This is a genomic window from Planctomyces sp. SH-PL14 (assembly GCF_001610835.1).
GTDB lineage: Bacteria > Planctomycetota > Planctomycetia > Planctomycetales > Planctomycetaceae > Planctomyces_A.
On the sequence record NZ_CP011270.1, the window covers coordinates 4,937,931 to 4,960,596 of the forward strand.

Annotated in this window: 16 protein-coding genes, 2 tRNA genes and 2 rRNA genes; 9 read left to right on the forward strand and 11 right to left on the reverse strand. The window is 64.1% G+C overall.

Annotation, left to right across the window (positions count from 1 at the left end):
- Nucleotides 1-133: 133 nt before the first annotated feature.
- The 5 genes from VT03_RS18825 to VT03_RS18845 form a co-directional block, all read right to left on the reverse strand.
- Nucleotides 134-778 carry a DUF1080 domain-containing protein gene (locus VT03_RS18825; protein WP_075097188.1) on the reverse strand — a complete coding sequence of 215 codons (645 nt, stop codon included), beginning with the start codon at nt 776-778 and terminating at the stop codon, nt 134-136.
- Nucleotides 779-880: 102 nt separating this feature from the next.
- The gene (locus VT03_RS18830; protein WP_075094410.1) at nt 881-1,351 is read right to left on the reverse strand and encodes a T6SS immunity protein Tdi1 domain-containing protein; all 471 of its coding nucleotides are present in this window, start codon (nt 1,349-1,351) and stop codon (nt 881-883) included.
- A 44-nt stretch (nt 1,352-1,395) separates the two neighbouring features.
- Nucleotides 1,396-2,082, reverse strand: coding sequence for a hypothetical protein (locus VT03_RS18835; RefSeq protein ID WP_156514604.1), 687 nt, complete (start codon nt 2,080-2,082; stop codon nt 1,396-1,398).
- Between the two features lie 118 nt (nt 2,083-2,200).
- Complete coding sequence (locus VT03_RS18840) at nt 2,201-3,628, reverse strand: DUF4832 domain-containing protein (RefSeq protein WP_156514605.1); 1,428 nt, start codon at nt 3,626-3,628, stop codon at nt 2,201-2,203.
- A 107-nt stretch (nt 3,629-3,735) separates the two neighbouring features.
- A complete protein-coding gene (locus VT03_RS18845) occupies nt 3,736-4,524 on the reverse strand; it encodes a hypothetical protein (protein WP_075094412.1) in 789 nt (262 codons plus the stop codon).
- 220 nt (nt 4,525-4,744) lie between these two features.
- On the opposite strand from VT03_RS18845, the gene VT03_RS18850 reads away from it, so the two are divergent.
- Together VT03_RS18850 and VT03_RS18855 are read left to right on the forward strand one after the other, a co-directional pair.
- On the forward strand, nt 4,745-5,707 hold the full coding sequence (locus tag VT03_RS18850; protein ID WP_075094413.1) for a TadE family protein: 963 nt from the start codon (nt 4,745-4,747) through the stop codon (nt 5,705-5,707).
- Nucleotides 5,707-6,945, forward strand: coding sequence for a NupC/NupG family nucleoside CNT transporter (locus VT03_RS18855; protein ID WP_075094414.1), 1,239 nt, complete (start codon nt 5,707-5,709; stop codon nt 6,943-6,945). Before VT03_RS18850 ends, VT03_RS18855 begins: the two co-directional genes overlap by 1 nt.
- 368 nt (nt 6,946-7,313) lie before the next feature.
- On the opposite strand, the gene VT03_RS18860 is transcribed toward VT03_RS18855, so the two are convergent.
- The 5 genes from VT03_RS18860 to ligA all read right to left on the reverse strand — a co-directional run bounded on the left by VT03_RS18860 (nt 7,314) and on the right by ligA (nt 13,871).
- Nucleotides 7,314-8,333, reverse strand: coding sequence for a rhomboid family intramembrane serine protease (locus VT03_RS18860; RefSeq protein WP_082846346.1), 1,020 nt, complete (start codon nt 8,331-8,333; stop codon nt 7,314-7,316).
- 12 nt (nt 8,334-8,345) lie between these two features.
- Nucleotides 8,346-9,743: a TlpA family protein disulfide reductase gene (locus tag VT03_RS18865; protein WP_075094416.1), complete on the reverse strand. Its 1,398-nt coding sequence runs from the start codon at nt 9,741-9,743 to the stop codon at nt 8,346-8,348.
- A gap of 245 nt (nt 9,744-9,988) precedes the next feature.
- Complete coding sequence (locus tag VT03_RS18870; protein ID WP_156514606.1) at nt 9,989-10,471, reverse strand: hypothetical protein; 483 nt, start codon at nt 10,469-10,471, stop codon at nt 9,989-9,991.
- 95 nt (nt 10,472-10,566) lie between these two features.
- The gene (locus VT03_RS18875; protein WP_075094418.1) at nt 10,567-11,586 is read right to left on the reverse strand and encodes a DUF1559 domain-containing protein; all 1,020 of its coding nucleotides are present in this window, start codon (nt 11,584-11,586) and stop codon (nt 10,567-10,569) included.
- A 245-nt stretch (nt 11,587-11,831) separates the two neighbouring features.
- On the reverse strand, nt 11,832-13,871 hold the full coding sequence (gene ligA / locus VT03_RS18880; RefSeq protein ID WP_075094419.1) for an NAD-dependent DNA ligase LigA: 2,040 nt from the start codon (nt 13,869-13,871) through the stop codon (nt 11,832-11,834).
- Between the two features lie 173 nt (nt 13,872-14,044).
- Between ligA and VT03_RS18885 the strand changes: the two genes are divergently transcribed.
- From VT03_RS18885 to rrf, 6 genes are all read left to right on the forward strand, one after another.
- The gene (locus VT03_RS18885; RefSeq protein ID WP_075094420.1) at nt 14,045-14,857 is read left to right on the forward strand and encodes a ParA family protein; all 813 of its coding nucleotides are present in this window, start codon (nt 14,045-14,047) and stop codon (nt 14,855-14,857) included.
- A gap of 235 nt (nt 14,858-15,092) precedes the next feature.
- Nucleotides 15,093-16,262: a DUF6655 family protein gene (locus VT03_RS18890; RefSeq protein ID WP_075094421.1), complete on the forward strand. Its 1,170-nt coding sequence runs from the start codon at nt 15,093-15,095 to the stop codon at nt 16,260-16,262.
- Between the two features lie 188 nt (nt 16,263-16,450).
- Nucleotides 16,451-16,524: transfer RNA gene (locus tag VT03_RS18895), tRNA-Ile, on the forward strand.
- A gap of 92 nt (nt 16,525-16,616) precedes the next feature.
- Nucleotides 16,617-16,689 (forward strand) — tRNA-Ala (locus VT03_RS18900).
- 707 nt (nt 16,690-17,396) lie between these two features.
- Nucleotides 17,397-20,265: ribosomal RNA gene (locus VT03_RS18905) — 23S ribosomal RNA — on the forward strand.
- 174 nt (nt 20,266-20,439) lie between these two features.
- A 5S ribosomal RNA gene (gene rrf / locus VT03_RS18910) occupies nt 20,440-20,549 on the forward strand.
- Nucleotides 20,550-20,658: 109 nt separating this feature from the next.
- On the opposite strand, the gene VT03_RS18915 is transcribed toward rrf, so the two are convergent.
- A complete protein-coding gene (locus VT03_RS18915; protein ID WP_075094422.1) occupies nt 20,659-22,152 on the reverse strand; it encodes a sigma-70 family RNA polymerase sigma factor in 1,494 nt (497 codons plus the stop codon).
- A 125-nt stretch (nt 22,153-22,277) separates the two neighbouring features.
- On the opposite strand from VT03_RS18915, the gene VT03_RS18920 reads away from it, so the two are divergent.
- Nucleotides 22,278-22,550 carry a ferredoxin family protein gene (locus tag VT03_RS18920; RefSeq protein WP_075094423.1) on the forward strand — a complete coding sequence of 91 codons (273 nt, stop codon included), beginning with the start codon at nt 22,278-22,280 and terminating at the stop codon, nt 22,548-22,550.
- Nucleotides 22,551-22,666 lie beyond the last annotated feature (116 nt).

Sequence of the window (22,666 nt, forward strand, 5' to 3'; positions counted from 1 at the left end):
CTTTCGAGAGCAGACACTTCTCGAAATGCACAGAGCGGGCCAATTCACGAGACGGTTCTCGGATAGGCTCTTAGAAAGATCGCCACGGCCCCAGTCCGATCTCGCAGAGGAATGGTGGAGACTCTTGTGGTCATCAGGGGAGCGGCTTGACGCGGATCTCCTTGAAGTACCATACGCTTCCCCGGTCGTGCGCCTGGAGAGCGATGGCGCCTCCGTCTGCGGAGAAGCGCCGGCCCGCGCGGGTCGGTGGCCGTTCCACGTTGACCGGCTCCGTGTAGTCGACGACCTGTTGGCCATCGAGCTGGATCACGATCCGCTTGTCCCGGACGGTCACGTTGACCCGGAACCAGTCGGTCTCCTTAACGGGTGACTCCGCCAGGTCGACGATCGCATACAGGCTCCCGGTCTTCCGCTTCTCCTTCTCGGTGCTGTTGAGCTGAATCTCGTAGCCCTTCGCCAGATGCCGGGCCGCGTCCCGCAGCTCGTGATCGGCATGCACGAAGATCCCCCCGTTCGAGTTGGGCTCGGCCCGCACGACCGCCTGCAGCTCGAAGTTCTTGAATCGCACGAACTCGTCAGGCCCGCTCCCTACGAAGAACAGGTGCGCCGATTTCTCGCCGGCCGCCTGGATGCGGAGCGTCCCGTCGACAACCTTGAACGACTCTGGGTCGTAGTCAGCCTTCCAACCCGACAGGTCCCGGCCGTTGAACAGCTCCCGCCACTCCTCCGCGCCGGCGGGCGTCCAGGCCAGGAGGCAAAACAGAAGGATCAATCGCACGGTCGTCTCCCGCGGAAAGCGTTGTCCGATCACTGCCGTAGGCCGGCCTAAGTCCTCGAAACCCAGCATCCCATCCTCCAGCCACGATAAACAGTTTGCATCCTACGGCGAGGTCTCAAGTCGGACGGAGGTCCCATCCGGCAGGTCCTTCAGTTGCTCATGGATGTGTCCGGAGGCGCAGAGGTACTCGACTAGGGGAATCGGGCTGATGTTGTCGAGAGTATATCTTCCGCCCAGGACGGGCGGCTGTTTGAAGCCGTAACATTGGAAGGGCTGTAGATGAACCCCAGAGGCGACCAGCTTGTCGACGAGCGGAATCGACAGCCACTCGTTGGCATTGTTTCCCTTGTCGATCCGGGAGGCGAAGTCGTCCCGGCTGTCGGCGAGGCGCGTCAACGTTCCACCGGCGACTTCCAGCATGTGGACGCTGTTGTCCGGGAGAACGAGAAAGCAGTCCGCGAAGCGTGAAACGATCCACAGCGTGAACTCGCTGGGGACCAGCCAACTCCACCGACCAAATGCCGTCTGCCAGTCGAGATCATTCTGATCGAGGAGGTAGTCGGTCAGCTGCATCGAACTTCCCACTCCACACCGTCAGCCAGCGGCGGAGGCCTCTCCTACTTCGCGGGGCCGGGGACGTTCGCCGCCAGCAGGTTGAGGAACGTCTCCACTTCCGCCTGCGCCGCAAGGTTCGTTCGGACCAGGAGATTCGTGCCCAGCTGCTGAATCGTTCCTGTCCCGGGCTCATCGGCGTCCCACGGCCCGTAACAATGGGCGACGACCAGCTCCCGGATCTTCTCCTGAACCGTCGTGCTCAGGCTGGCGACGTTGTAGACCCGGAGAGTCCGCGCTTCCAGCGCCTCAAAGCGATACTGCAGCACCAGCCGCCCGTGCCGGATGTTGTAGCCCGCCTCGATTTCGTCCAGGGAAGAGAGCAGTTCATGGACCGTGGTCTCGGAGACGTCGACGGAAAACTCCGCAGTCAGGTCCCGCCCCGCTTCTTCAAAGGAGAGCCGGTCGATCACCACCGGAACCTGGAGCACCGCTTCCAGCGCCTCCGCGAACGTCGCCAGCGAAAATCGCTGGTTGCGGATCGTCACGATCCGCCAGAGGGCGTCGTCAACCTTCCTGTCTCCCGGTCCGCCGAGTCCCACGCCGCGAATTGCCGACACCCGTAGCGTCTCGCCGGCGACGATCGCCGCGGGGTTCGGTTTCGGCGGCGACTCGGACGGAGCGTTCGCCGCCGCCAGCAAGCACGCCACGCACAACGCCATCACCGCGACGCGGGACCCGGAACGCGACACGACCGTCTCCATGATTGAGGATGAGCAACCCCCTGACGATGAACATGCTAACCGTCGGCCGTCATCGTCACCAAAGAATTCCTGCCGGACTCGGTGGGGGCGGGACGAGCGGCTCCGCTCATTGGCCGGTCGGAACCGGCCCCAGCGTCAGCCATCCCGGCGCATGGCGATTCTGGTCTTCGTTCGCGAAGTGAAACACCTTGCCTCCTTTCAGGGGATTGATCACCCGCAGCGCGACATGCCGCGCCGCGGCGGCACCGCCGATCCGCGCCGACCACTTCCGCGGTGGCGCCTCCGGGAGCAGCCGGGTCAGCGACCAGTCGACCGGCTCCGAACTCACGACCGCCCCTTGCCCGTCCAGCAGCCCCAGCTCCAGCGTCCACTCCCGGTAGAACGGCGCGACCCCTCGGTTGACCACGTCCGCCGTCACCGACAGTTCGCCGCCGGTCCGCGCGATCTCTGCCCGGATGACGTGGAAGTCGTACCCCATCGCCTGCACCTGCGTTGCGGCGCGGCGGAACCGGTCAGGGCTTGGCGTCTCCTGAAACATCCCCGTGTCCATCAGCCACGTCGCGTGGGTCTGGCGGACGCATTCGGCGAAGTCCTGTGCTTCCGGGATCCCGGGCCGGGCGTCGAAGATCTTTCCCCACAGTTCCGGCCGGATCTCGCCGCCGATGGGCTGCGTCTTCCACTTCGCCACCGCGGCCGGTCCCGCCTGCCGAAGGGCCGCCAGATAGAACCAGTCGTCCTGTTTCCGTCCGGTCTCCAGCGTCGCCCAGGCAAAGGAGTCGTCGTGGTATCCGAACGGCCGGTCGGCGTTGGCCGTCTGCTCGCCGTTCCCCGGGCCGGCGGGATAGCGGAGCAGCACCGGGGTCTGCCGGAACGCTTTGGCGTAGGCGGTCAGGACCTCGTCCTGCACCTCCTTGGCGGCCCACAGATCCCCGCGCGGGTAGGTGTGCCACTCTCCCCACGTCCCGAGCAGCCCGGCGGTGATGTAGGCGATCCGCGGATCGCCGTCGTAGCGGGCTCCCAATGCCGCGATGTAGGTCCGCAGCGCGGCCCGCAGCCGGGGATCGGCGTAGTCGGGTGTGCGGACCTCGGCCGGGGGGAAAGGAGCGGTGTTGGTGTTCTGGTAGGCGTGGACCTTGAGTCCCTGTCGGACGAGGAACGGGGGGATCCCTTCCTGTTTATCCGGGTACTCGAGAAAGACTCGAAAGATGAGCTGGTTGCCGCGCGAGGCGACGTCGTCCAGCAGGCGTTCCAGCGGCTGCCAGTCAAACGTCTCCGGTCCGGTCATGAGATCGCTCAGCGGGAGGTAGCTGAACTCCATGCTGTGCGGGAATCGTCCTGGCGTCGGTCGGGCATAGGGGACAAGGCCTTTGAGGGGGTTGTCGGCCGGCGTGGAGGCGGGCGCGAGCGCTCGCGGCTCGGCGGTCGCGGGAGATGGCACGAGGGCGGCGCAGATCGCGGCAACTAACCTGCTCGACGGTCGTCCGAACTGGAAGCGGAGGTTCATCCCACGAAGGGCCGGTCCGAGCAACGTCATCGCGCAATTCTCGAATGAGCGGACGAGGGTGAGGAGAGCGCCTTCACCGGCGATCATAAGGGCGCGGGCTCAAAGGGGAACCGTGTTGACCGTCCGGAGCTCGTCGCTCATGATCGAAGATTCTTCCGGCGTCCGAGCGCTCCGGCGATCCGCTGGACGAACTGCGGCACTCCCGACGCACTCCCGACGTCATTCCGGTGGAGCGGGACCTCGAGATGCTCAGCCAGGACGTAGCCGATGTACTCCGCCTGCCGGATCGCGATCGACGAGAGCAGGACGAGCTGCCGTCCGTCGGTATGGTGGAGGCTCAGGCTGAACTGCTGCTGCCCGTTCTCCTTCGACGTCGCATCGATCTCGATCCCCTGGATCTCCAACACCGCCACCCGTCGGTTGCCCCACCACGGAACCGGGCCGTGCCGGACGTCGAGCTCGTCGCGGTCGATTCGCAGCCGCGTCTGGTTGAGGAACCCGGCGAGCGTGAAGTACGTCAGCCCAACTCCGACCGCCACATGGCAGATCGGGAACAGGACCATCAGCCAGAACTGTTCCGCCTTCGGCGGGTCTCCGACCAGGGCCATCGAATACCAGAACACCAGGAAGCCGTCCCAGGCGATGCAGAAGAACAGCAGAAAGATCAGGCCCGGAGTGAACCACCGCATCCGAAGGTTCAGTTCGCCGTCGAACCCGGGCTCATGCACGATCCCGCTGGGTCGCGACGGAGGTCCCTCTTCGAGCGCCAAAGTCCCCCCGCGGCCGACGGCGGGAACGTCCGCCAGCGGAAGGCGGAAGATGTGGTTGCACCCGGCGCACTTCCCCACGAGGGCGGCAATGTTGATGTCGTCGGCGACGACGAGCGCCGCGCAGTTCGGACAGAAGACCTGCTGCGATTCCGCCACCGCCGTTCTCCCCCTTCCTGCCGACCTGGCCGCGATCCGGCTGGCCCGCGACCGGACATCATAGCACACGGGCGCTGGCTCACGGTTCGCGGATGCAGGCGGCAAAGAGATCCGGGGAGCGCTGACGGCACACCGGCTGGTTGCCTTCGATTGCTGGAGATCGCATCATGCGGAGAAGCTGGCTCGCACCTCTGACCCAACAGGCTCTCGCAGACGCGGTATGACGGCGCACTGGATCCTCCGAGCAGCACCGGGCCTCCTGGCCCTCCTCGCCGGCGCCTTCGCCCTCCTGGCTCTTCTGTACATCCGCCGTCGCGAACTGAGCGTCCGCCGCCTCGCCTACATCGTCGGCAACGAGTCGGGCGGCGTGCAGAGCGTCAGCTTCGTCCTCACCGTGCCGCTCTTCATCTTCTTTGTCATGTTCATGGTCCAGATCGGACAGATCATGATCGGCATGATGGTGGTCCACTACGCCGCCTTCGCCGCCTCGCGGGCCGCGCAGGTCTGGATCCCCGCCAGCGTCCCCGGCACCTTTGTCGGCCTGGGGCCGAACGAGTTCCCCCAGGACATCGACGTCCGCCAGCCAATCCTCCTCGACGGCAACACGATCGCGGCCTCCTCGGACCGCAAGCGGGAGAAGATCTGGACCGCGGCCGTCCTGGCCTGCGCCCCCATCGCCCCCTCCCGCGCCTCGCGGACCGCCACGACATCCTCGTTCCCGCTCACACAGCACCTTGCCGCGCTCCAGACCTTTTACCCCCGCTTCGATCCCGCGGCGGCCACCAACGGCGCCATTCCCGCGCGGCTCGCCAACAAGCTCACCTACAGCGCCGCCAACACCCGCGTTTACCTCACGCTCCAGGACCGCTCCTCGGGGCCGCCGCAGAGCTCGGAAACCTACAACCCGTCGAGCCATCCGGACATCCCCTACCGCCCGTATGAAGCGGGATGGCAGGACCCCGCCATGCTCGTCGTGCAGCACGACTTCCGGATCCTTCCCGGCCCGGCCCGCAGGTTTGCCCAGTACGTCGTCGATCGCTACGGTCGCTACCCGATCCGCCCCAACGGAAGCGTCTACCAGATCACCTTGTCCGCCTCGACAACCCTGACCATCGAAGGGCTGAAGTCCGTCCGCCCGGTCACGGAACCTGATCCGCTTTCGGGCCAAGGAACCGCTCCCTGATGTCTGGTTTCGAAACTGTGGACTTCGGCCGCTACCACGGCCTGATCGGCTTCGTCGCGCTGCTTCTCGTGGGGCTGGCGGTCTCGAACAACCGCCGCAAGATCGACTGGCGGCCGGTCGTGTGGGGGCTTGTCCTGCAGTTCGGCTTTGCCCTCGTCACGCTCAAGACCGAGCAGGGGAAGTGGCTCTTCTCCCGCGCGGACGAACTGGCCCGGCAGCTCCTCGCCTTCGCGGACTCGGGGACGACGCTCCTGCTCGCCTCGCATGTCGACGGCCAGGTCTCGGCGACGCTCGAGAACCTCGCCTTCCGCACGCTGCCGACGGTGATCTTCTTCTCCGCTCTGACGTCGCTGCTCTACCACCTCGGGATCATGCAGCTCATCGTCAAGGTCTTCGCCTGGACGATGGTCCGCACGATGGGGACCAGCGGGGCCGAGTCCCTCAGCTGCTCGGCCGATATCTTCGTCGGCCAGACCGAAGCGCCGCTGCTGGTGAAGCCGTACCTCGCCACCATGACCCGTTCGGAGCTTGTCGCCATCATGGCCGCGGGATACGGGACGATCGCCGGCGGCGTGATGATGGTCTACATCGCGCTGCTCAAGGATGTCCCGGGGATCGCCGGCCACATGCTGACCGCCTCGGTCATGAACGCCCCGGCAGCCCTCGTCTTCGCCAAGCTGATGTACCCGGAGGACGGCGAGCCCGTGACGCGGGGAACGCTGCACGTGCCGATCGAGAAGCAGACGATCAACGTCTTCGAGGCGGTTGCCGCCGGCGCTTCGGACGGACTCAAGCTGACCGCCAACATCGCCGCCATGCTGCTCGCCTTCACGGCCCTCGTCGCCATGCTGAATGCCGGTCTGCAGCTCACCGGTTTGTCCCTGGACCAGATCCTCGGCATCCCGTTCCGCCCGCTTGCCTGGGCGATGGGGGCGACCGGCAGCGACACGACCGTGCTGGCGAACCTGCTCGGCAAGAAAACCGCCCTCAATGAGTTCCTGGCCTACCGGGACATGCAGGGTGTCGTGGGCCAGATCTCCCCGCGGACAGCGATCATCGCCAGCTATGCGCTGTGCGGGTTTGCGAACTTCGCCTCGATCGGCGTCCAGATCGGCGGCCTGAGCGCGATGTGTCCCGAGCGGCGGAAGGACGTCTCCGAGCTCTCGCTGCGGTCGATGGCCGCGGGCGCGATGGCCTCGTGTCTCAGCGGCTGCCTCGCGGGTGTTCTTGTCGGGTGAAGATCCCGATGGCCCATGTCGCGTCCTTGCCGGCACGACGCTGTTTGCTCAAACCCAACGTGCGACGGCAGCCGGGGGGCAAGGGGCCAAAGAAACAACACAGGCCCCTTGCCGCCGGAGGCGCTTCCATGAGGAACCGTGGTACGCCACGGGTGTCCGCTTTGTGATACCAGCGTTGAGAACTCAACGCTCGCCTTGGGAGCCCCGCGGGTTGGTGGGGGGGCATACGACACGGTGTCCGCGTCTGGACACGGCGCGCTTCAGACAGTTCTCGACGGCCAGGCCTCCGGCGGGCAAAGGGGCGTTGCCCCTCTGCACTCCCCACCAGGGGTGCCCCCTGGACCCCGGTCTTCAGACTTCCCTCCACCTCAGAGCGTTTCCACCTCCGAGTCCCGCCGCTGCAGCCACAACAGCCGCTTGCGGTATCGACCTGCCCACTTCGACTCCGGATCTCGCTCAAGGACCGTGTCGACATATTGCAGGGCCGCCTCATAGTCGTGACCCCGCGCCGCCTGTTCCGCCTTGTAGCCGAGCCAGATCTCAAGCCACGGCGCCCAGAAGAGCGAGACCACGACCGCGGCCGCCATCGCCAGGCCTCCCACGGCTCCCACCGCCCTGGGGACCGGCTGGCGGGCCGTGAAAGCCAGTCCCGTCGCCAGCCCCCACAGGAGACCCGCGACATGCGCAGCGTTGGCGATCGGCAGCAGGTCCAGCCACGTGACGATAAAGCACACGCCCAGCCAACCGAGCAGCATCACCAGATTGGCCCGATGGATGACGCGCCGGAATTCCGGATACCGCGCGACGCCGGCCCAGAGAAAGCCGAAGATCGCGAAGACGACACCCGAGAAGCCGATCCCCGTCGATCCGCTCGCCGCCAGTTGAATCCCCGTGGTGATCGGCGCGGAGGCGAGACAGAACAGCAGGAATTTCCACGGGCCGACGGTCCGCTCCATCGTGCTGCCGAGGGTCCAGGTGGCCATCATGTTCAGGACCACGTGCCAGAAGTCGACGTGGACAAAGGCCGCCGGCCAGAGCGCCCAGTAGGCTCCGCTCCAGATCTCGTCGGCGATGCGGACGCCATACGGCCTCAGCTGGGGGATCAGCTCGGGCTTCGAATCCCCCGAGTTGACCCACACCCAGATCCCCAGGCAGGTCAGGATGATGAGACGGGTCACCCGGACTCCGCGGTCGATCGCCGGTCGCGGGATCGGCACACGTCGGACCGTCGGAGCCGGTCCCGGAGAGGCGGAAGCCGGCGTCGTCGCAGCGACGCGGTCCAGGGCCGGCCCCGCTGACGGCGGAATCCGCACGGCCCCCTCGGGAGCCGAGGGGGCGGGGGGCACGGGAGCGGGGGTAGTCGGTTCGGGCGTTGGTTCGGAATTCATCAGTCGGAAGGCCTATCGGGCCTTCAGAGCATACTGGATTCCGGACTCAAGTTGCTCGATCGGCAGCGGAGCGGCAAGGACCCGGGCGTTTCCGTCGATCAGCCAGTAGGTCGGGACGTTCGTCACGCCGTAGTGGGCCGCCACGGGATTCCGCGTCCCGCGCTGGTTCGGCGAGGAGTGGAAAATCTGCCGCCAGGCGATGCCGTTCTTCCCCATGTACTCTTCGAGACCGAGCTCGTCGCGGTCCATGTTGATCCCGACCACCGAGAACCCCTGCTGGCCGTACTTCTTCTCCATCGCCAGGAGCTGGGGCAGGTGCTGGTTGAAGGTCCCCGAGTCCTTCGACCAGAAGACGATCAGGAGCGGCCGTCCGCGGTAGTCCGAAAGATTGAAGAACCCGCCGTCGAGCGTCGGCCCGCCGAACTCCGTCAGTGTCTGGCCGGGGAGGCGGATCCGCCGCAGGATGCCGGCGACCTCGTCGGCGAATGGTGTTTTGGGATACTTCGATTCGACCAGCTCGTAGCAGATCTTCCCTTCGGCCGGCTGGTTGAAGAACTCGCACAGGCGTCCGGCGGTCATGAGCGCGATCGCGCCGCGGTTCGTCTGCGACGGGAAGTTCTCGGCGAAGAGCCGCGCCTGCCGGGCGCAGGCGATGACGGTGTTCGGATCCTGCTTGCCCTGCTGTTCGGCCAGCGTCTGCGAGAGGAGGACGACCTTGTAGCCCGCCTCGGAGGCGGCAAAGGAGTCTGCCTTGCGGCGATGGAGCGAGACGGCGTCGCGGCTCAGGAGGTCCGCCTGTTCCTTCTCTCCGGCGAGAGCCAGCGACATCCGGGCGTCGCACAGGTAGTGGACGGCGTTGTTGAACAGGGTTTCCTTCGAGGCGTCCTTGGTGGTCGCCACGATGACCTGCATCGCCTTGTCGATGATGAGGTGGCAGCGGCGGCTGACTTCCGCGACGCTCTGCTGTTCGGTGAGCTTGCGTTCCTGGAACTGGCCGGGCTTGCCCGGGACCGGCTCCTTGACGACATCGACCGGGGCGGACTTGAGCCGCGCCATCTCGCGGAGCAGGGCCTCGGGGCTCCCGGGAGCGACCTTCAGGTCCTTCTCGTCGTCATCGGTGGCAAAGACGTCGACCCCCTCGTCGTCGCCGGGGTCGACCTTCTTCTTCTCGCCGGCGGTCAGGACGATCCCCGAGTCCGGCTTGCCGGAGTCGATCGGCTGCAGCGCCGGCGGAGCGGCCAGCTCGGTCAGCGCCGCGGTCTGAACTTCGTCAGCGCTCGACTGTCCTTCGGCGACGGTCCCCGTCGGTGTTCCGTTACCGCATCCGGAGGCGAGCGCCAGTCCCAGCAGGAGTCCGGTCGAGAGGCGACCGTTGGCAATGGAAGAGTGCTCCGGGGAAATCCGTTTCATGGCGTCGATTCCTTTCGAACGCGGCGATGCGGCCGTTTCTGCCGCCCCGTTCTAAGCGAATCCGCCAATCCGGGACAAGAGCGAATCCCGGCGGGCCCAGGGGAGCGAGAGGACGAAAGGGGACGCGGCGAGCCGGGGGTGGGGCGGGGGACGAGGGGCGGGGCTCAAAGGGTGAGCCGCCACCCCGAGCGCCTGGAGCGTCGTCACCCTCTTTGTCCCGCCCCGTTGTCCCACCCGTTCCGTTCTCAGCGTCCCGGAGGGCGGGCCGATGCGGTTCCGGCGGGCGCCAGGACCGCGGCCGAGCCGCCGGGAGCCGCCTTCTTCGCCGACTCGAAGGCGACGCTCAGGTCGCCGACTTTCCCCGCGCCATCCTTGCGGATCGTGAGCCGCACCGGTTTGACCGCGGGAACGGCGCCCATCGTCGTCGCGTCCGGCCGGAGAGTCGCGTCGAACTCCCCTTCGGCGGCTCCATCGCCTTCGCCGAACGTGGAGAGCTGAAACGTCCCATCCGACTGCACCCGGCCGATCGCCCCCGGCTGCTTCGGGTCGGGCTTCACCGGAGTCAACGTCAGCCGGCCGGTCGTGGCGGGCTTGCCGTCGATCGTGATCTGTCCCTTCGCCGGCACGACCGGCGGCCGGTCAGGGCCACTCTTGCCGCATCCCGCAAGGGCCGCGGCCAGCGCGATCAACATCCAGTGGCAGGGGAACGGCCTGACAATGCTTTTCACAATCCAACCTCGGTGCGCAGAGCCATTTTCGATCCGCTGAACGCGGACATCGATCCGCCGAAGGCGGACCGCAGACTGCAATTCCTGAGATGACCTCAGTCGACGACCGGCTTGATCTCGCCCCGTCCGCCGTTCATGGTGTGGAGGGCATTCCACACATTGGACTGCGGGGCCGGGCCGCTGTACTGATGGCCGTAGGGAATCGACTGGATCGACTCGCTCAGGAACTTGACCGAGCCGTCGGAGAACAGGAAGTGGGCGCCCCCTTCGTGGTCGCTTCCCGCGGCGTACCACTCGGAGTTCATCCCCAGGAACGACATGTAGCTGGGAGCCCAGGCGTACGGAGCGGCCCGCCACCAGAACGGCGGTTCGACCGCGGTGGTGCCGTCCGGGTTCTTGTCGACGCCGATCGCATTCATCGTCACGGGATGCGTGTGCGTGGCCAGCAGGGCGCTGCGGAAAACGCGATCACCCCCGACGCGGAGCCGTCCTCCACCCCCCTGGTCCGAGCCGGTGTAGCCGGAGGAGCACGTCTCGCCGATCATGATCGTGTTCGAGGTCCCATCCTTGATCTTGTTGATCGAGGTGAACTTGCCCAGGGTGAAGACTCCGCCGTGTTCGTCTTCGCGGGACCACCAGTCGTATCCCTGGGACGCGCCGTAGCTCGTCCAGGCGATGCCGTGCGGAAGCGAGTCGAAGCCCGGGTCGGACGGGCACATGGCGGTCTGGAGCTTGACCGCCTGGGCGGTCAGGTTGGGAGCGACCTGCTGGTTCAGCAGCGGCGCGCTCAGGTCCAGTTTGTTGTACACCGCCGCCTGGTCCAGTTGCGGCAGGATCGACACCAGCCACGAGTAGTGACGGGGCTGGGCGTTGGGACCGGGCTGATTGACCCAGATGGCGTCGGCCGGAAACGTTCCAAACGTTTCGTGGTAGCCGTGCATGGCGACCCCCAGCTGCTTCATGTTGTTCCGGCACTGAGAGGCCCGTGCGGCCTCGCGTGCCTGTTGAACGGCAGGGAGCAGGATCGCAACAAGCACCGCGATGATCGCGATGACGACCAGAAGCTCAATCAACGTAAAAGCAGGACGTGAATGACCCGAGCGCAAGCGGCGCATGCGAATACTCCTGTAGACAGGGAGACACGCGAACGGAGATATGACCGAAGAATCCGGAGAGAACCGGAGGGGGATGTGACCTGAATAGGTATCGTTGATTACATCCAAAAAAAACGAATCGTCAACAATCGATCTGAAAGATTGTTTGCTCGCTCAGCAGAAGTTGCGGCGCGGAGCGATGAGGGCGCTTTGGAAAGCGCGGCAAGGTCGGGGGAGGCAGCGGACGACGCGCCGCCCCGCTCCGGTCACGAAGGCTGCGGCCCGACGAGCTCGACGAACTCCGCTTCGGTGAGGATCTGGACCCCCAGTTCGCGGGCCTTGTCCAGCTTGCTCCCCGCCTCCTCCCCGGCGACGACGAACGTCGTCTTCTTGGAGACGCTCCCGGACGCCTTCCCCCCCAGACGGTGGATCAGCTCCTTGATCTCATCCCGCTTGAAGTGCACCAGCGTCCCGGTGACGACGATCGTCTTCCCGGAGAGCGGCAGCGCCGCCTCGTCCGCGGCTGTCTCGGCGGAACGGTCGATCGGCTGGCCGAAGTCGAGACCGACGCTGCGGAGGTCGTCGACGATCCGCCGGCCGAAGTCCGACTGGAAGAACGTCTCGAGTGACTTGGCGATCACCGGCCCGATCTCGTCGACCGTCGCAAGCTGCTCCGCCGACTGCGCGGCGATGAGGTCGAGGGAGCCGAAGTAGTCCGCCAGGGCCCGGGCGGTCGTGATCCCGATATGCCGGATGTTGAGCGCCGTCAGCAGCCGGAACAGCGGCCGCGTCTTCGAGGCCTCGATCCCTGCCAGCAGGTTGTCGACCGACTTCTCCCCCATCCGCTCGAGCTGCAGCAGGTCCTCCCGGCGGGCCGAGAGACGGTAGATGTCGCCGAAGTTGGACAGAAAGCCTTTGTCGACAAGCTGTTCGACGAGCTTGATCCCCAGCCCCTCGATGTCCATTGCCTGCCGGGAGGCGAAGAACCGGATCCCCTCCTTGAGCTGCGCGGGGCAGTTCGGGTTCTGGCAGCGGATGTAGACCCCGCCTTCGTCCCGGGCGACCGGCGCGCCGCACTCCGGGCAGCTCTCCGGAAACGGGAACTCTTTCTCCTCCCCGGTGCGGAGGTGCTCTTCGACCCGCACGACGTGCGGGATGATCTTCCCCGCCTTTTCCACGACGACCCAGTCGCCGACGCGGATTCCGAGCCGTTCGAGCTCGTCCTTATTGTGCAGGCTGGCCCGGGTCACGGTCGTCCCGGCGATCAGGACCCCCTTCAGGTTGGCCACCGGCGTGAGCGTTCCGGTCTTGCCGACCTGGATGTCGATCGAGAGGACCTGCGTCGTCGCCTCGTACTTCTCCCATTTGTAGGCGCAGACCCAGCGGGGGGCCTTCGAGGTGTTTCCGAGCCGCTCCCGCAGAGCGTAGTTGTTGACCTTGATGACGAGGCCGTCGACCTCGAAGTCGAGCCCCGGCAGTTCCTCCATCCGCTTGTGGCACAGCTCGCGGGTCGCCGCCATCCCGGTGCGGGCCTCGACCGCCGGCGTCGCCGGGATCCCGAAGATGTTGAGCCCCGCCAGGAACTCGAGGTGGGTCTGGTAGTCGACCCCTTCGGAGTAGCCCAGCCCGTGGGCCAGGAACCGGACCTTGCGGGCGGCGCAGAGCTTGGGGTCGAGGAGCTTCAGGGCCCCGGCGGTCGTATTGCGGGAGTTCGCGTAGAGCTCCACCCCCCGCCGCTCCTGGTCGGCCCGGAGATGGGCGAAGTCCGTGTTGGCGATATACGCCTCCCCGCGGACCTCCAGCACCGCCGGCGGGTGCGGTCCGGCCAGTTTCAGCGGGACCCCCCCGATCGTCCGGGCGTTGTGGGTGATGTCGTCCCCCTGCCGCCCGTCCCCCCGCGTCAACGCCTGGACCAGCCGGCCGTGCTCATAGATCAGCGAGAGCGCGACCCCGTCGATCTTGTATTCGACCGCGTACTCGACCTCCTCGGCGGTCCCCAGGACCTTGCGGACGCGGGCGTCGAACTCGTCCAGCTCCTCCTCGTCATACATATTGTCGATCGAGAGCATCGGCAGGCGATGCGGGACGGTCCGGAACCCCTCGATCGGGGCTCCCCCCACCTTGCGGGTCGGACTGTCGGGATCGTCGAACTCGGGATGGGCCGCTTCGAGCTCCTCGAGTCGCTTCAGAAGCCGGTCGAACTCCAGATCGCCGATCTCCGGCTTCGCCTCGACATAGTAAAGCCGGTTGTGACGGTTGATCTGCTCCCGCAGGTCGGAGATTTCCTGTTGTGCGGACGGGGGCATGGGCCGAAGTGCTTTCCCGGTGGGGGTTTAACCACGCAATCTCGTCGTAGGGCCGGCGGCGGAGAAACTCTCAAGAATGCCGGAAAAATGTCGATCTATGGTGGGCACTTGAGGCAGGAAGCCGCAAGGGCGAAGGAATTCATCAAAGTTGGCGTGTGGGCAGGGAGGCTGGTATGCGCGTGATCGCGGTCATGAATCAGAAGGGTGGAGTCGGCAAGACCACCTCCAGCGTCAACATCGCCGCGGGACTGGCCCGCGCTGGCCGCCGCGTCTGTCTGATCGACCTCGATCCCCAGGCCCACTCGTCGATCCATCTCGGCCTGGAAGCGACCGGGAAGGATTCCATCTACCAGATCTTCGCCGGGGCCAAGGCGTTCAACGACGTCCGGCAGATGATCTCGAGCAACCTCTGGATCGCCCCCGCCGATCTCGACCTGGCGGCGACCGAGCTGGAGCTCGTCGACGCTCCCGGCCGCGAGTTCGTCCTCCGCAAAGCTCTCGAAGAGGCCAAGGCGAGCGAGCAGTTCGATTACGTGATCCTCGACTGCCCTCCGTCGCTCGGCGTCCTGACGATCAACGCCCTGACCGCCGCCACGGAAGTCTTTATTCCGCTCCAGCCGCACTTCTTCGCCCTCCAGGGGCTGTCGAAGCTCCTCGAAACGACCGCCCTCGTCGCCCGGCGACTCAACAGGAATCTCAAGGTCAGCGGGATCCTGCTCTGCCTGTTCGAGACCGGCACCCGCCTGGCGACCGACGTCACGGACGACCTGCTGCGGTTCCTCCGCAATTCCGATCCGCAGGCCCCGTGGGCGGGAGCCAAGGTCTTCGGCACCCGGATTCGCCGGAATATCAAGCTTGCCGAAGCTCCCAGCTTTGCCCAGTCCATCTTTGAATACGCCCCCGGTTCGTCGGGAGCCCAGGACTACGGCAACCTGGTCACGGAAATGCTCTCCGCGGAGCCGGGCTTCGTGGCTCAGGCGGCCTGAGCGGATCGCCGGCTCGCGCCGTGGCTGGCCGGGCAGGAGAAGCAGGGCAGGGGAAGCCGGATGCGGATCGGGAGGGCGTCCGGTTTCCAGGACTTCAGGCAAAGTTCAGAGCCCGGCGGGTGTTCTGCAAAATTTGCCAATTCGGAAGCCGGTCCGCCGATCCGGGTGGGAGTGTTCGGCCTGACGACATACCGTTTCCGGTGACCCGCGGTCCCGGAACGGAGTCCTTGTCAGTATGTGGCGGTGTCGGTCCCGATCGTTCTCCTCGCTGCACCCAGCGTGCGCGCTCCTCGCGTGCGCGCTGGCGGCACTGTCGGGATGCGGAACGACCCAGGCCCGGATCGCCACGGACCAGATGCTCGCCTCGGACGCCGTCGATCACGCGGTGTCGCATCTCGACTTCTCCCCGCTCTCCGGGCAGAAGGTGTTCTTCGACGACAAGTTCCTGCAGCAGCCCCCGGGCGTCATCATCGGCGTCGGGGTTGTGAATCAGATCTATGTGGCGAGCGCCCTGCGGCAGCACCTGCTTGCCTCGGGGGTTCTGCTGGCGGACAAGCTGGAGAACGCCGACATCGTCATGGAGGCCCGGGTCGGGATCCTGGGGGCGGACCGCCACGACCTGACCTACGGTCTCCCGGCTTCGGCCGCCAACAACCTGGCCGCAAGCGCCGCGACGGCCGCCACGCAGGTGCCGATCGTCATCCCGGAAGTCTCCCTGGCCCGCCGGGTCGATCAGACCGCCGCCGCCAAGATCGCCTGTTACGCGTACGCCCGCGACACGCGGGAGCGGATCTGGCAGTCCGGGACCTCGCTGGCCCGCTCCACCTCTAAGGACTCCTGGCTCTTCGGCGCGGGACCGTTCCAGAAAACGACCGTGGAGAACGGCGTCCAGTTCGCGGGGACCAGCTTCTCGCCGTTCGGCAAGGGCCCGAAGAAGCAGCGGATCGACGCGAGTTTCGATCGCTCCGTGGTCTTCAAGGAGGGGCACAAGGTGAAGCCCCCCGAAGAGGCCAAGACCGCCACTCCCGCCATCCAGCAGGCCGCCGCCGAGGTGAAGGCCCCCGATCCCAAGGCCCCGGGCGACAAGCTGTCCGATTCGAAATCGGCTGATGCCAAGGGGGCGGCCTCCGGGACCGCACCCAAGGAGCTGGAAAAGGTCGCCGAAGCGCCGCAGCTCCTCCCCGCAGGCGACTCGCAGGCCCCACGGCCCTTCCCCGGTCCCCCCTCCCCGGCCGTCGCCCCGTCGGGCAGCACCCCGCCCGAGGGCCCTGCCGCCGACTCCGCTCCGAAGACCGAGGCCGGGCCCGAGACGGCGGACGATCAGCCGCGCCCCGCTCCGGCTCGCGCCGCCGCTGCGGAGGAGGCCACCGAGGCCCCCTCCCGCTTCCCCTGGGCACCCCGCTGAACCTGCCGCCGGAGCCGCGTGTCTCAGAGGAGATTGTTCGGCTGTTCACTGCCTTGCGGCCACAAGGTGGGCCTCGCGCCTCCCTTCTGTCGTCGCCCCGCCAATTTTTTGACTTCAACGCTTGTCCGCGCGGGCCGGGTGCCGATAAGATCGCCCACTCGCCTCATGACTGGGGCGAAACGCATTTAGGGCGTGTAGCTCAGTTGGTTAGAGCGCAGCTCTGATAAAGCTGAGGTCCGTGGTTCGAATCCACGCACGCCCATTTGGAGAAAGGTTTTCGGTCGTCAGTTTTCCGTTCTCGGCGCAAGCTGGGAATCGCTGGCGACTGATGGCTGAGACCGGCAACTCCTCCCAGGGGACGTAGCTCAATTGGGAGAGCACCGGCTTTGCAAGCCGGGGGTTGAGGGTTCGATCCCCTTCGTCTCCATGAACGGTTGTTGAAGCTCGCGAGAGTCCTTCCGCAAAAGTTCAAAAAAGTGGTCCCGGACGATTGACCCCAAGTTGTCGCCCGATAGACTGCTCGACCCGCCCGGCCGACACGGCCAAGTGGCTCGAAAGAGCTGGTTGGAAGTTGTTGATGCGAGTGGGTTTCGGACGATTCGGTGAAAACTGAATCGAAAGAAAAAGTGGTCGCGAGAGGTTGACTCCAAGTCGCCGATCGATAGACTGCCCGACCCGCCGGCCGACAAGGCCAAGTGACTCGCGAGAGTTGATTGGAAGTTGTTGGCGGAGATGGGTTTCGGTTGAACTGGCGAGAAACAGGTTGACCGAAAAAGTGGTTCGAAAAAAGTTTTCAGACGCTTGACGAACTGAAACGCGAACCTTAAACTTCTCGACCCGCACGAAACCAATCGTGCGAGCGACACCGGAAGGTGAAGCACCACAAGGAGTTACGCCGAGAGGCGATCTTCGGGTGGTCTGATCTTTGAAAAGTTGGTTGAAGCAAGTGTGGCATCTCAAAATGGCAACGTAAGTTGTAGTTTTGCGATCTTAGGAACTTGAACGTCTATCAGGTTTTGCGAAGCGAGTCTCGCGGAAACGCGAGATTGTATCGTGAGAGCTGTGACCTGGTTCTGTTCTGTGCTGCCGGGGTGGCTTAGCTGTCACTCGGGTTGAGCGGATTGGAACTATTTTGGTCAAGCTACTAAGGGCGCACGGGGGATGTCTTGGCGTCAGAAGGCGATGAAGGGCGTGGAAGGCTGCGAAAAGCCTGGGGGAGCCGTCAAACAGGCATTGATCCCGGGATCCCTGAATCAACGTAGACTGAATACATAGGTCTACGTGGCGAACGTGGGGAACTGAAACATCTAAGTACCCATAGGAAAAGAAAGAAAACTCGACTCCCTGAGTAGCGGCGAGCGAAACGGGATCTAGCCCAAACCAGGTGCTACGGTATCTGGGGTTGTGGGGCCAGTGTTAGGGTTACAAAACAGGTGATTAAGAGAACCGGATCGGAAAGCCGGACCAAAGTGGGTGATAGTCCCGTATCTGAAAATCAACCTGTCCCGTTATGCACTGGTACCCGAGTAAGTCTCGGCACGTGAAACCGAGACCGAATCTGCGGGGCCCATCCCGTAAGGCTAAGCACTCTCTGACGACCGATAGTGAATTTAGTAGCGCGAGCGAACGATGAAAAGAACCCCGAAAGGGGAGGGAAAGACCCTGAAACCGTGTGCCTACAAGCTGTCGGAGCTCGCAAGAGTGACGGCGTGCCTATTGAATAATGATCCGGCGAGTTATTGTCACTGGCTGGCTAAAGTCTTCAGGACTGGAGCCTAAGGGAAACCGAGTCTGAATAGGGCGTAAATGGTCAGTGGGAATAGACGCGAATCTTAGCGAACTACGCATGGGCAGGTTGAAGCGCGGGTAAGACTGCGTGGAGGACCGAACTCACTGATGTTGAAAAATCAGGGGATGACCTGTGTGGAGGATTAAAAGTATCATCAAGCTGAGGGATAGCTCGTTCTCTCCGAAATAACTTTAGGGTTAGCCTCGTGCAACTATGCCGTGGGGGTAGAGAGACTGAACTGGGTCGAGGGCTCACAAGGCTACTCGCCCTGACCAAACTCCGAATACTACGGTAACTATCACGGGAGGTAGTCTCTGAGGGAGAAGCTTCAGAGTCGAGAGGGAAACAACCCAGATCGTCTGCTAAGGCCCCAAAGTTTGACTCAGTCACAAAGGATGTCCGATTGCGGTGACAGCCGGGATGTTGGCTTAGAAGCAGCCACCATTTAAAAAGTGCGTAATAGCTTACCGGTCGAGCAGTCGTGCACCGATAATGAACGGGAGTAAGTCAGACGCCGAAGCAGCGGGATCCGCAAGGATCGGTAGGAGAGCGTTCCGTGCCAGCAAGTGAAACCGTAAGGTTTCGTATAGGGGCCCGGAAGTGTTTATGCCGGAATGAGTAACGATAAGACAAGTGAGAAGCTTGTCCGCCGCAAGCCTAAGGTTTCCTGGGGAAGGTAATTCCGCCCAGGGTCAGCCGGTACCTTAGCCGAGGCCGAAGGGCGTAGGCGATGGATAACAGGTTAATATTCCTGTGCTGACTTGTGGACCGATGGGGGGACGTTGTGTGAATGGTGAGCGGGCGGTTAGAAGTGCCCGTCGGGGTATTCAAGGCTGCGGAGTGGTAAATCCGCCGCGTCTGCCGAGAATATTTCGTGAGTCCCTGGTTGATGAAATCATCTGAAGCATAACCAAGAAAAGCCTCTAGGGTTGAAGCAAGCAACCGTACTAAAACCGACACAGGTAGGCGAGGCGAGTAGCCTAAGGCGCGCGGGAGAACGGTGGTTAAGGAACTCTGCAAATTTTCCCCGTAACTTCGGGATAAGGGGCGCCTTGCGATGTGTTAAAGCATTGCGAGGCCGCAGGAATTGGCTCTAGCGACTGTTTATCAAAAACACAGGACACTGCGAACTCGCAAGAGGATGTATAGTGTCTGACGCCTGCTCGGTGCCGGTAAGTTAAGGAAGAGGGTGAGGCGCAAGCTGAAGCCCGCAACCGAAGCTCCGGTAAACGGCGGCCCTAACTATGAGGGTCCTAAGGTAGCGAAGTTCCTTGTCGGGTAAGTTCCGACCTGCATGAATGGCGTAACGACTGGAGCACTGTCTCAACCACCGACCCGGTGAAGTTGTAGCCGTGGTGAAGATGCCACGTTCCCGCACCGTGACGGAAAGACCCCATGAACCTTTACTGCAGGCTGGTATTGGTATTAGACATGTCTTGTGTAGGATAGGTGGGAGGCTTCGAAGAGGGGGCGCTAGCTCTCTCAGAGCCGTCGTTGAAATACCACCCTGGGCCTGTTTGATATCTAACCCTGTCCCGTGAATCCGGGCAGTGGACAGTGCCAGTTGGGCAGTTTGACTGGGGCGGTCTCCTCCAAAAAGGTAACGGAGGAGCCCAAAGGTACCCTCAGCCTGGTTGGCAATCAGGCGAAGAGCGTAAAGGTAGAAGGGTGCTTGACTGCGAGACCTACAAGTCGAGCAGAGACGAAAGTCGGGCTTAGTGATCCGGCGGTTCCGAATGGAAGGGCCGTCGCTCAACGGATAAAAGGTACTCTGGGGATAACAGGCTGATCCCACCCGAGCGTCCATAGCGGCGGTGGGGTTTGGCACCTCGATGTCGGCTCATCACATCCTGGGGGTGGAGAAGCTCCCAAGGGTTCGGCTGTTCGCCGATTAAAGTGGTACGTGAGCTGGGTTCAGACCGTCGTGAGACAGGTCGGTCCCTATCTGGTGTGGGCGTACGAGACTTGAGGGAGTTTTTCTTTAGTACGAGAGGATTTGGAAGGACGGACCTATGGTGTCCCTGTTGTCCCGCTCGGGGCAGTGCAGGGTAGCCACGTCCGGTTTGGATAAGTGCTGAAAGCATCTAAGCACGAAGCCAGTCCCAAGATAAGGTCTCGATGAGTCCCCTGGAAGACGACCAGGTTGATAGGCCAGACGTGTAAGGTGGGTAACCATCTCAGCTGACTGGTACTAACGGACGATTGCTTGATCATTTTAGTTCTGGATCGTTCGCCGGCCCTGTTCGCAGGGTCGGACGCGAGAGCAGGATTAGGTCAAAACCATATCGCAAAGCGATATCACAGCGCCTGGTGGACGAATAGGTTCCACACACTTGCTTCAAACCATCTTGATACTCCGGCTGAGTCCTAACGGGCTCAGTCGGACATCTCGGTGACTTTATCTAGAGGGTCACACTCGTTCCCATTCCGAACACGACCGTTAAGCCTCTGGAGCCGATGATAGTGCCGAAAGGTGCGAAAGTAGGTTATTGCCGGGAACTTTTAAACCTCTCTTGGTTCACTCCAAGAGAGGTTTTTTTGTGCGCGCTGAGCTGACCTCCAGATCCGATTCCCGTCGGAACGTTGGATTATAGAGGGACGGGGCGCTCAGGCGGAATCGAAAGGCCGGAGTGCCGCCAGGAGATTGACGGGACGCTCTTCGGGATGCAGGGCCAGGCAACAGGAGAGCAGCTCCGGCAGTTGTTGTGCGATGGCGGGGCCGAGTTCGTCGTGCGCATTGGCGAAGGCGACGCGAAGTTCAGCACTGGAAGGCGTGGCGTGGCCCCGTCCGGCAGGAGATTGACCGGTCAGAAGGAAGTGCAGGATCGCTCCGAATCCATAGACATCGGCTGAGGGGGCGGCCGGGTGATGTGGGTCGGCCAGGAGCTCCGGTGCCAGGAATCCGGGTGTTCCCCCCGCGGTGCCTGGATGGTGAGGGCGGTCGCGCTGTTGGGCGAAGCCGAAATCGGTCAGCAGAACGTGTCCGTTTCGGGTGCGGAGGACATTGGCAGGGCTGAGATCCCCGTGGGTTATTCCCAAGGAGTGGGCCGCGGCCAGGGCCTCGGCGATCTGACGGGCAATGCTGAGTGTTTCGCGCAGCAGGTGGTTGTTGCGATTCCATTCGGCGAGCCTGGTGCCATCGATCCATTGGAGGACCAGGAACGGCGCGGCGGCGCGAGTGATTCCCCATCCGCGGACTCCGACGATGCCGGGGTGGTCGAGTCGGCGGAGGATCTCATGCTCCCGGACGAGAGCGGCGACGGCGCGGGGGTCGCTCCACTGGTCCTTCTTGAGGAATTTGACGGCGACCGTCTCTCCGTTCGTCCGGTCGAGAGCGCGGTAGACCTTCGAAAAGCTTCCCTCACCGGCCATCTGTTGGAGCAGCAGGTCGGTCTGCCGGTGTGTCGGGTTGAGATCGGGGTCAGAAATTCCCCGAACGGGTGCTCCGGGCAGGGATTCCGCCGCCCGCCGGGAGGAAATTGCGTCATCGATCCGGTGGCGGGCGCGGCGGACCGTCCGTTCGGCGCAGTTCAGTTCCGCGGCGATCTCCGCGGAGGTCAGTCCCTGAAGCGATCGAATCAGGACCTCCCGATCGGTGGGCCGCAGCGAGGCGACAAGCTGCTCGACTTCCTCCTCCAGAACGGCGGCCGCCTCGGCCGGCGCCGCGGAGGCAACCGGCTCGAGCGAGGCACCGTCCGAAATCTCACGGGCGACGCTCCGCCTCCCGGCCCAGTGCCGGCGCGACTGCTTCGCGATTTTTCGGCGGGTGATCGTGACCAGAAGGGCCCACAGATCGTCGGCGGTTTCCGTTTCGGGAAACCCTGAGTCGTCCCGCAGGCGGATGAAGAAGCTCCGGTAGGCCGAGAGCACGACGTCTTCCGCATCGATCCGGCGGGCGAGACGCCGCGAGAGGCGGCGTCGGGCCAGCTCGACCAGCTTGGAAAAGTACTGGCGAAAGAGGGCGTCGGCCGCCCCCGGGTGTCCCTGGCGGCAGGCCGCCAGGATCTCGGCGGTTGTTGCACCGCCCGGCAGCGGTCCCGCAATTCGCGGTGGAATCGGCGGAGGCAGAGGCTCGGATGGGGGCAGGGGCGGAACGGTCATGGAATTCTGGCCGAAATCGTTCCCGCCGGCGAATCCGCTGTCCGGGGTCGGGCCTGCAATGCCATCTCTCCCGGGGGCGGTCTCCTGTCGGAGGTCGCCGGAAGGTCCTGATCCGGAGGTGCGCGATGGCGATGGTCGTGACGGAGCCGTGTTTCGGCTGCAAGTATACCGATTGCGTGGTGGTCTGCCCGGCGGAGTGTTTCTACGAAGGGGCGCAGATGCTGTTCATTCATCCCGACGAATGCATCGACTGCGGGGCGTGCGTTCCGGAATGCCCGGTCGCCGCGATCTACCACGAGGGGGACGTCCCGGCCCGCTGGACGGACTACATCGCGCTGAACGGCGAGATGGCTCCCCTCTCCCCGCACATCACAACCCGGAAGCCACCGCTGATATGAATGCGGTTCCGGTCCAGCCTCTGCCGGCCACCGGAGTCGACAGGACCGGCACAGGTCCTGGGCGTCGGATTTCCCGCCTTGAATCATGGATTTGCCGCGAAGCGGAGCGGCGGTTG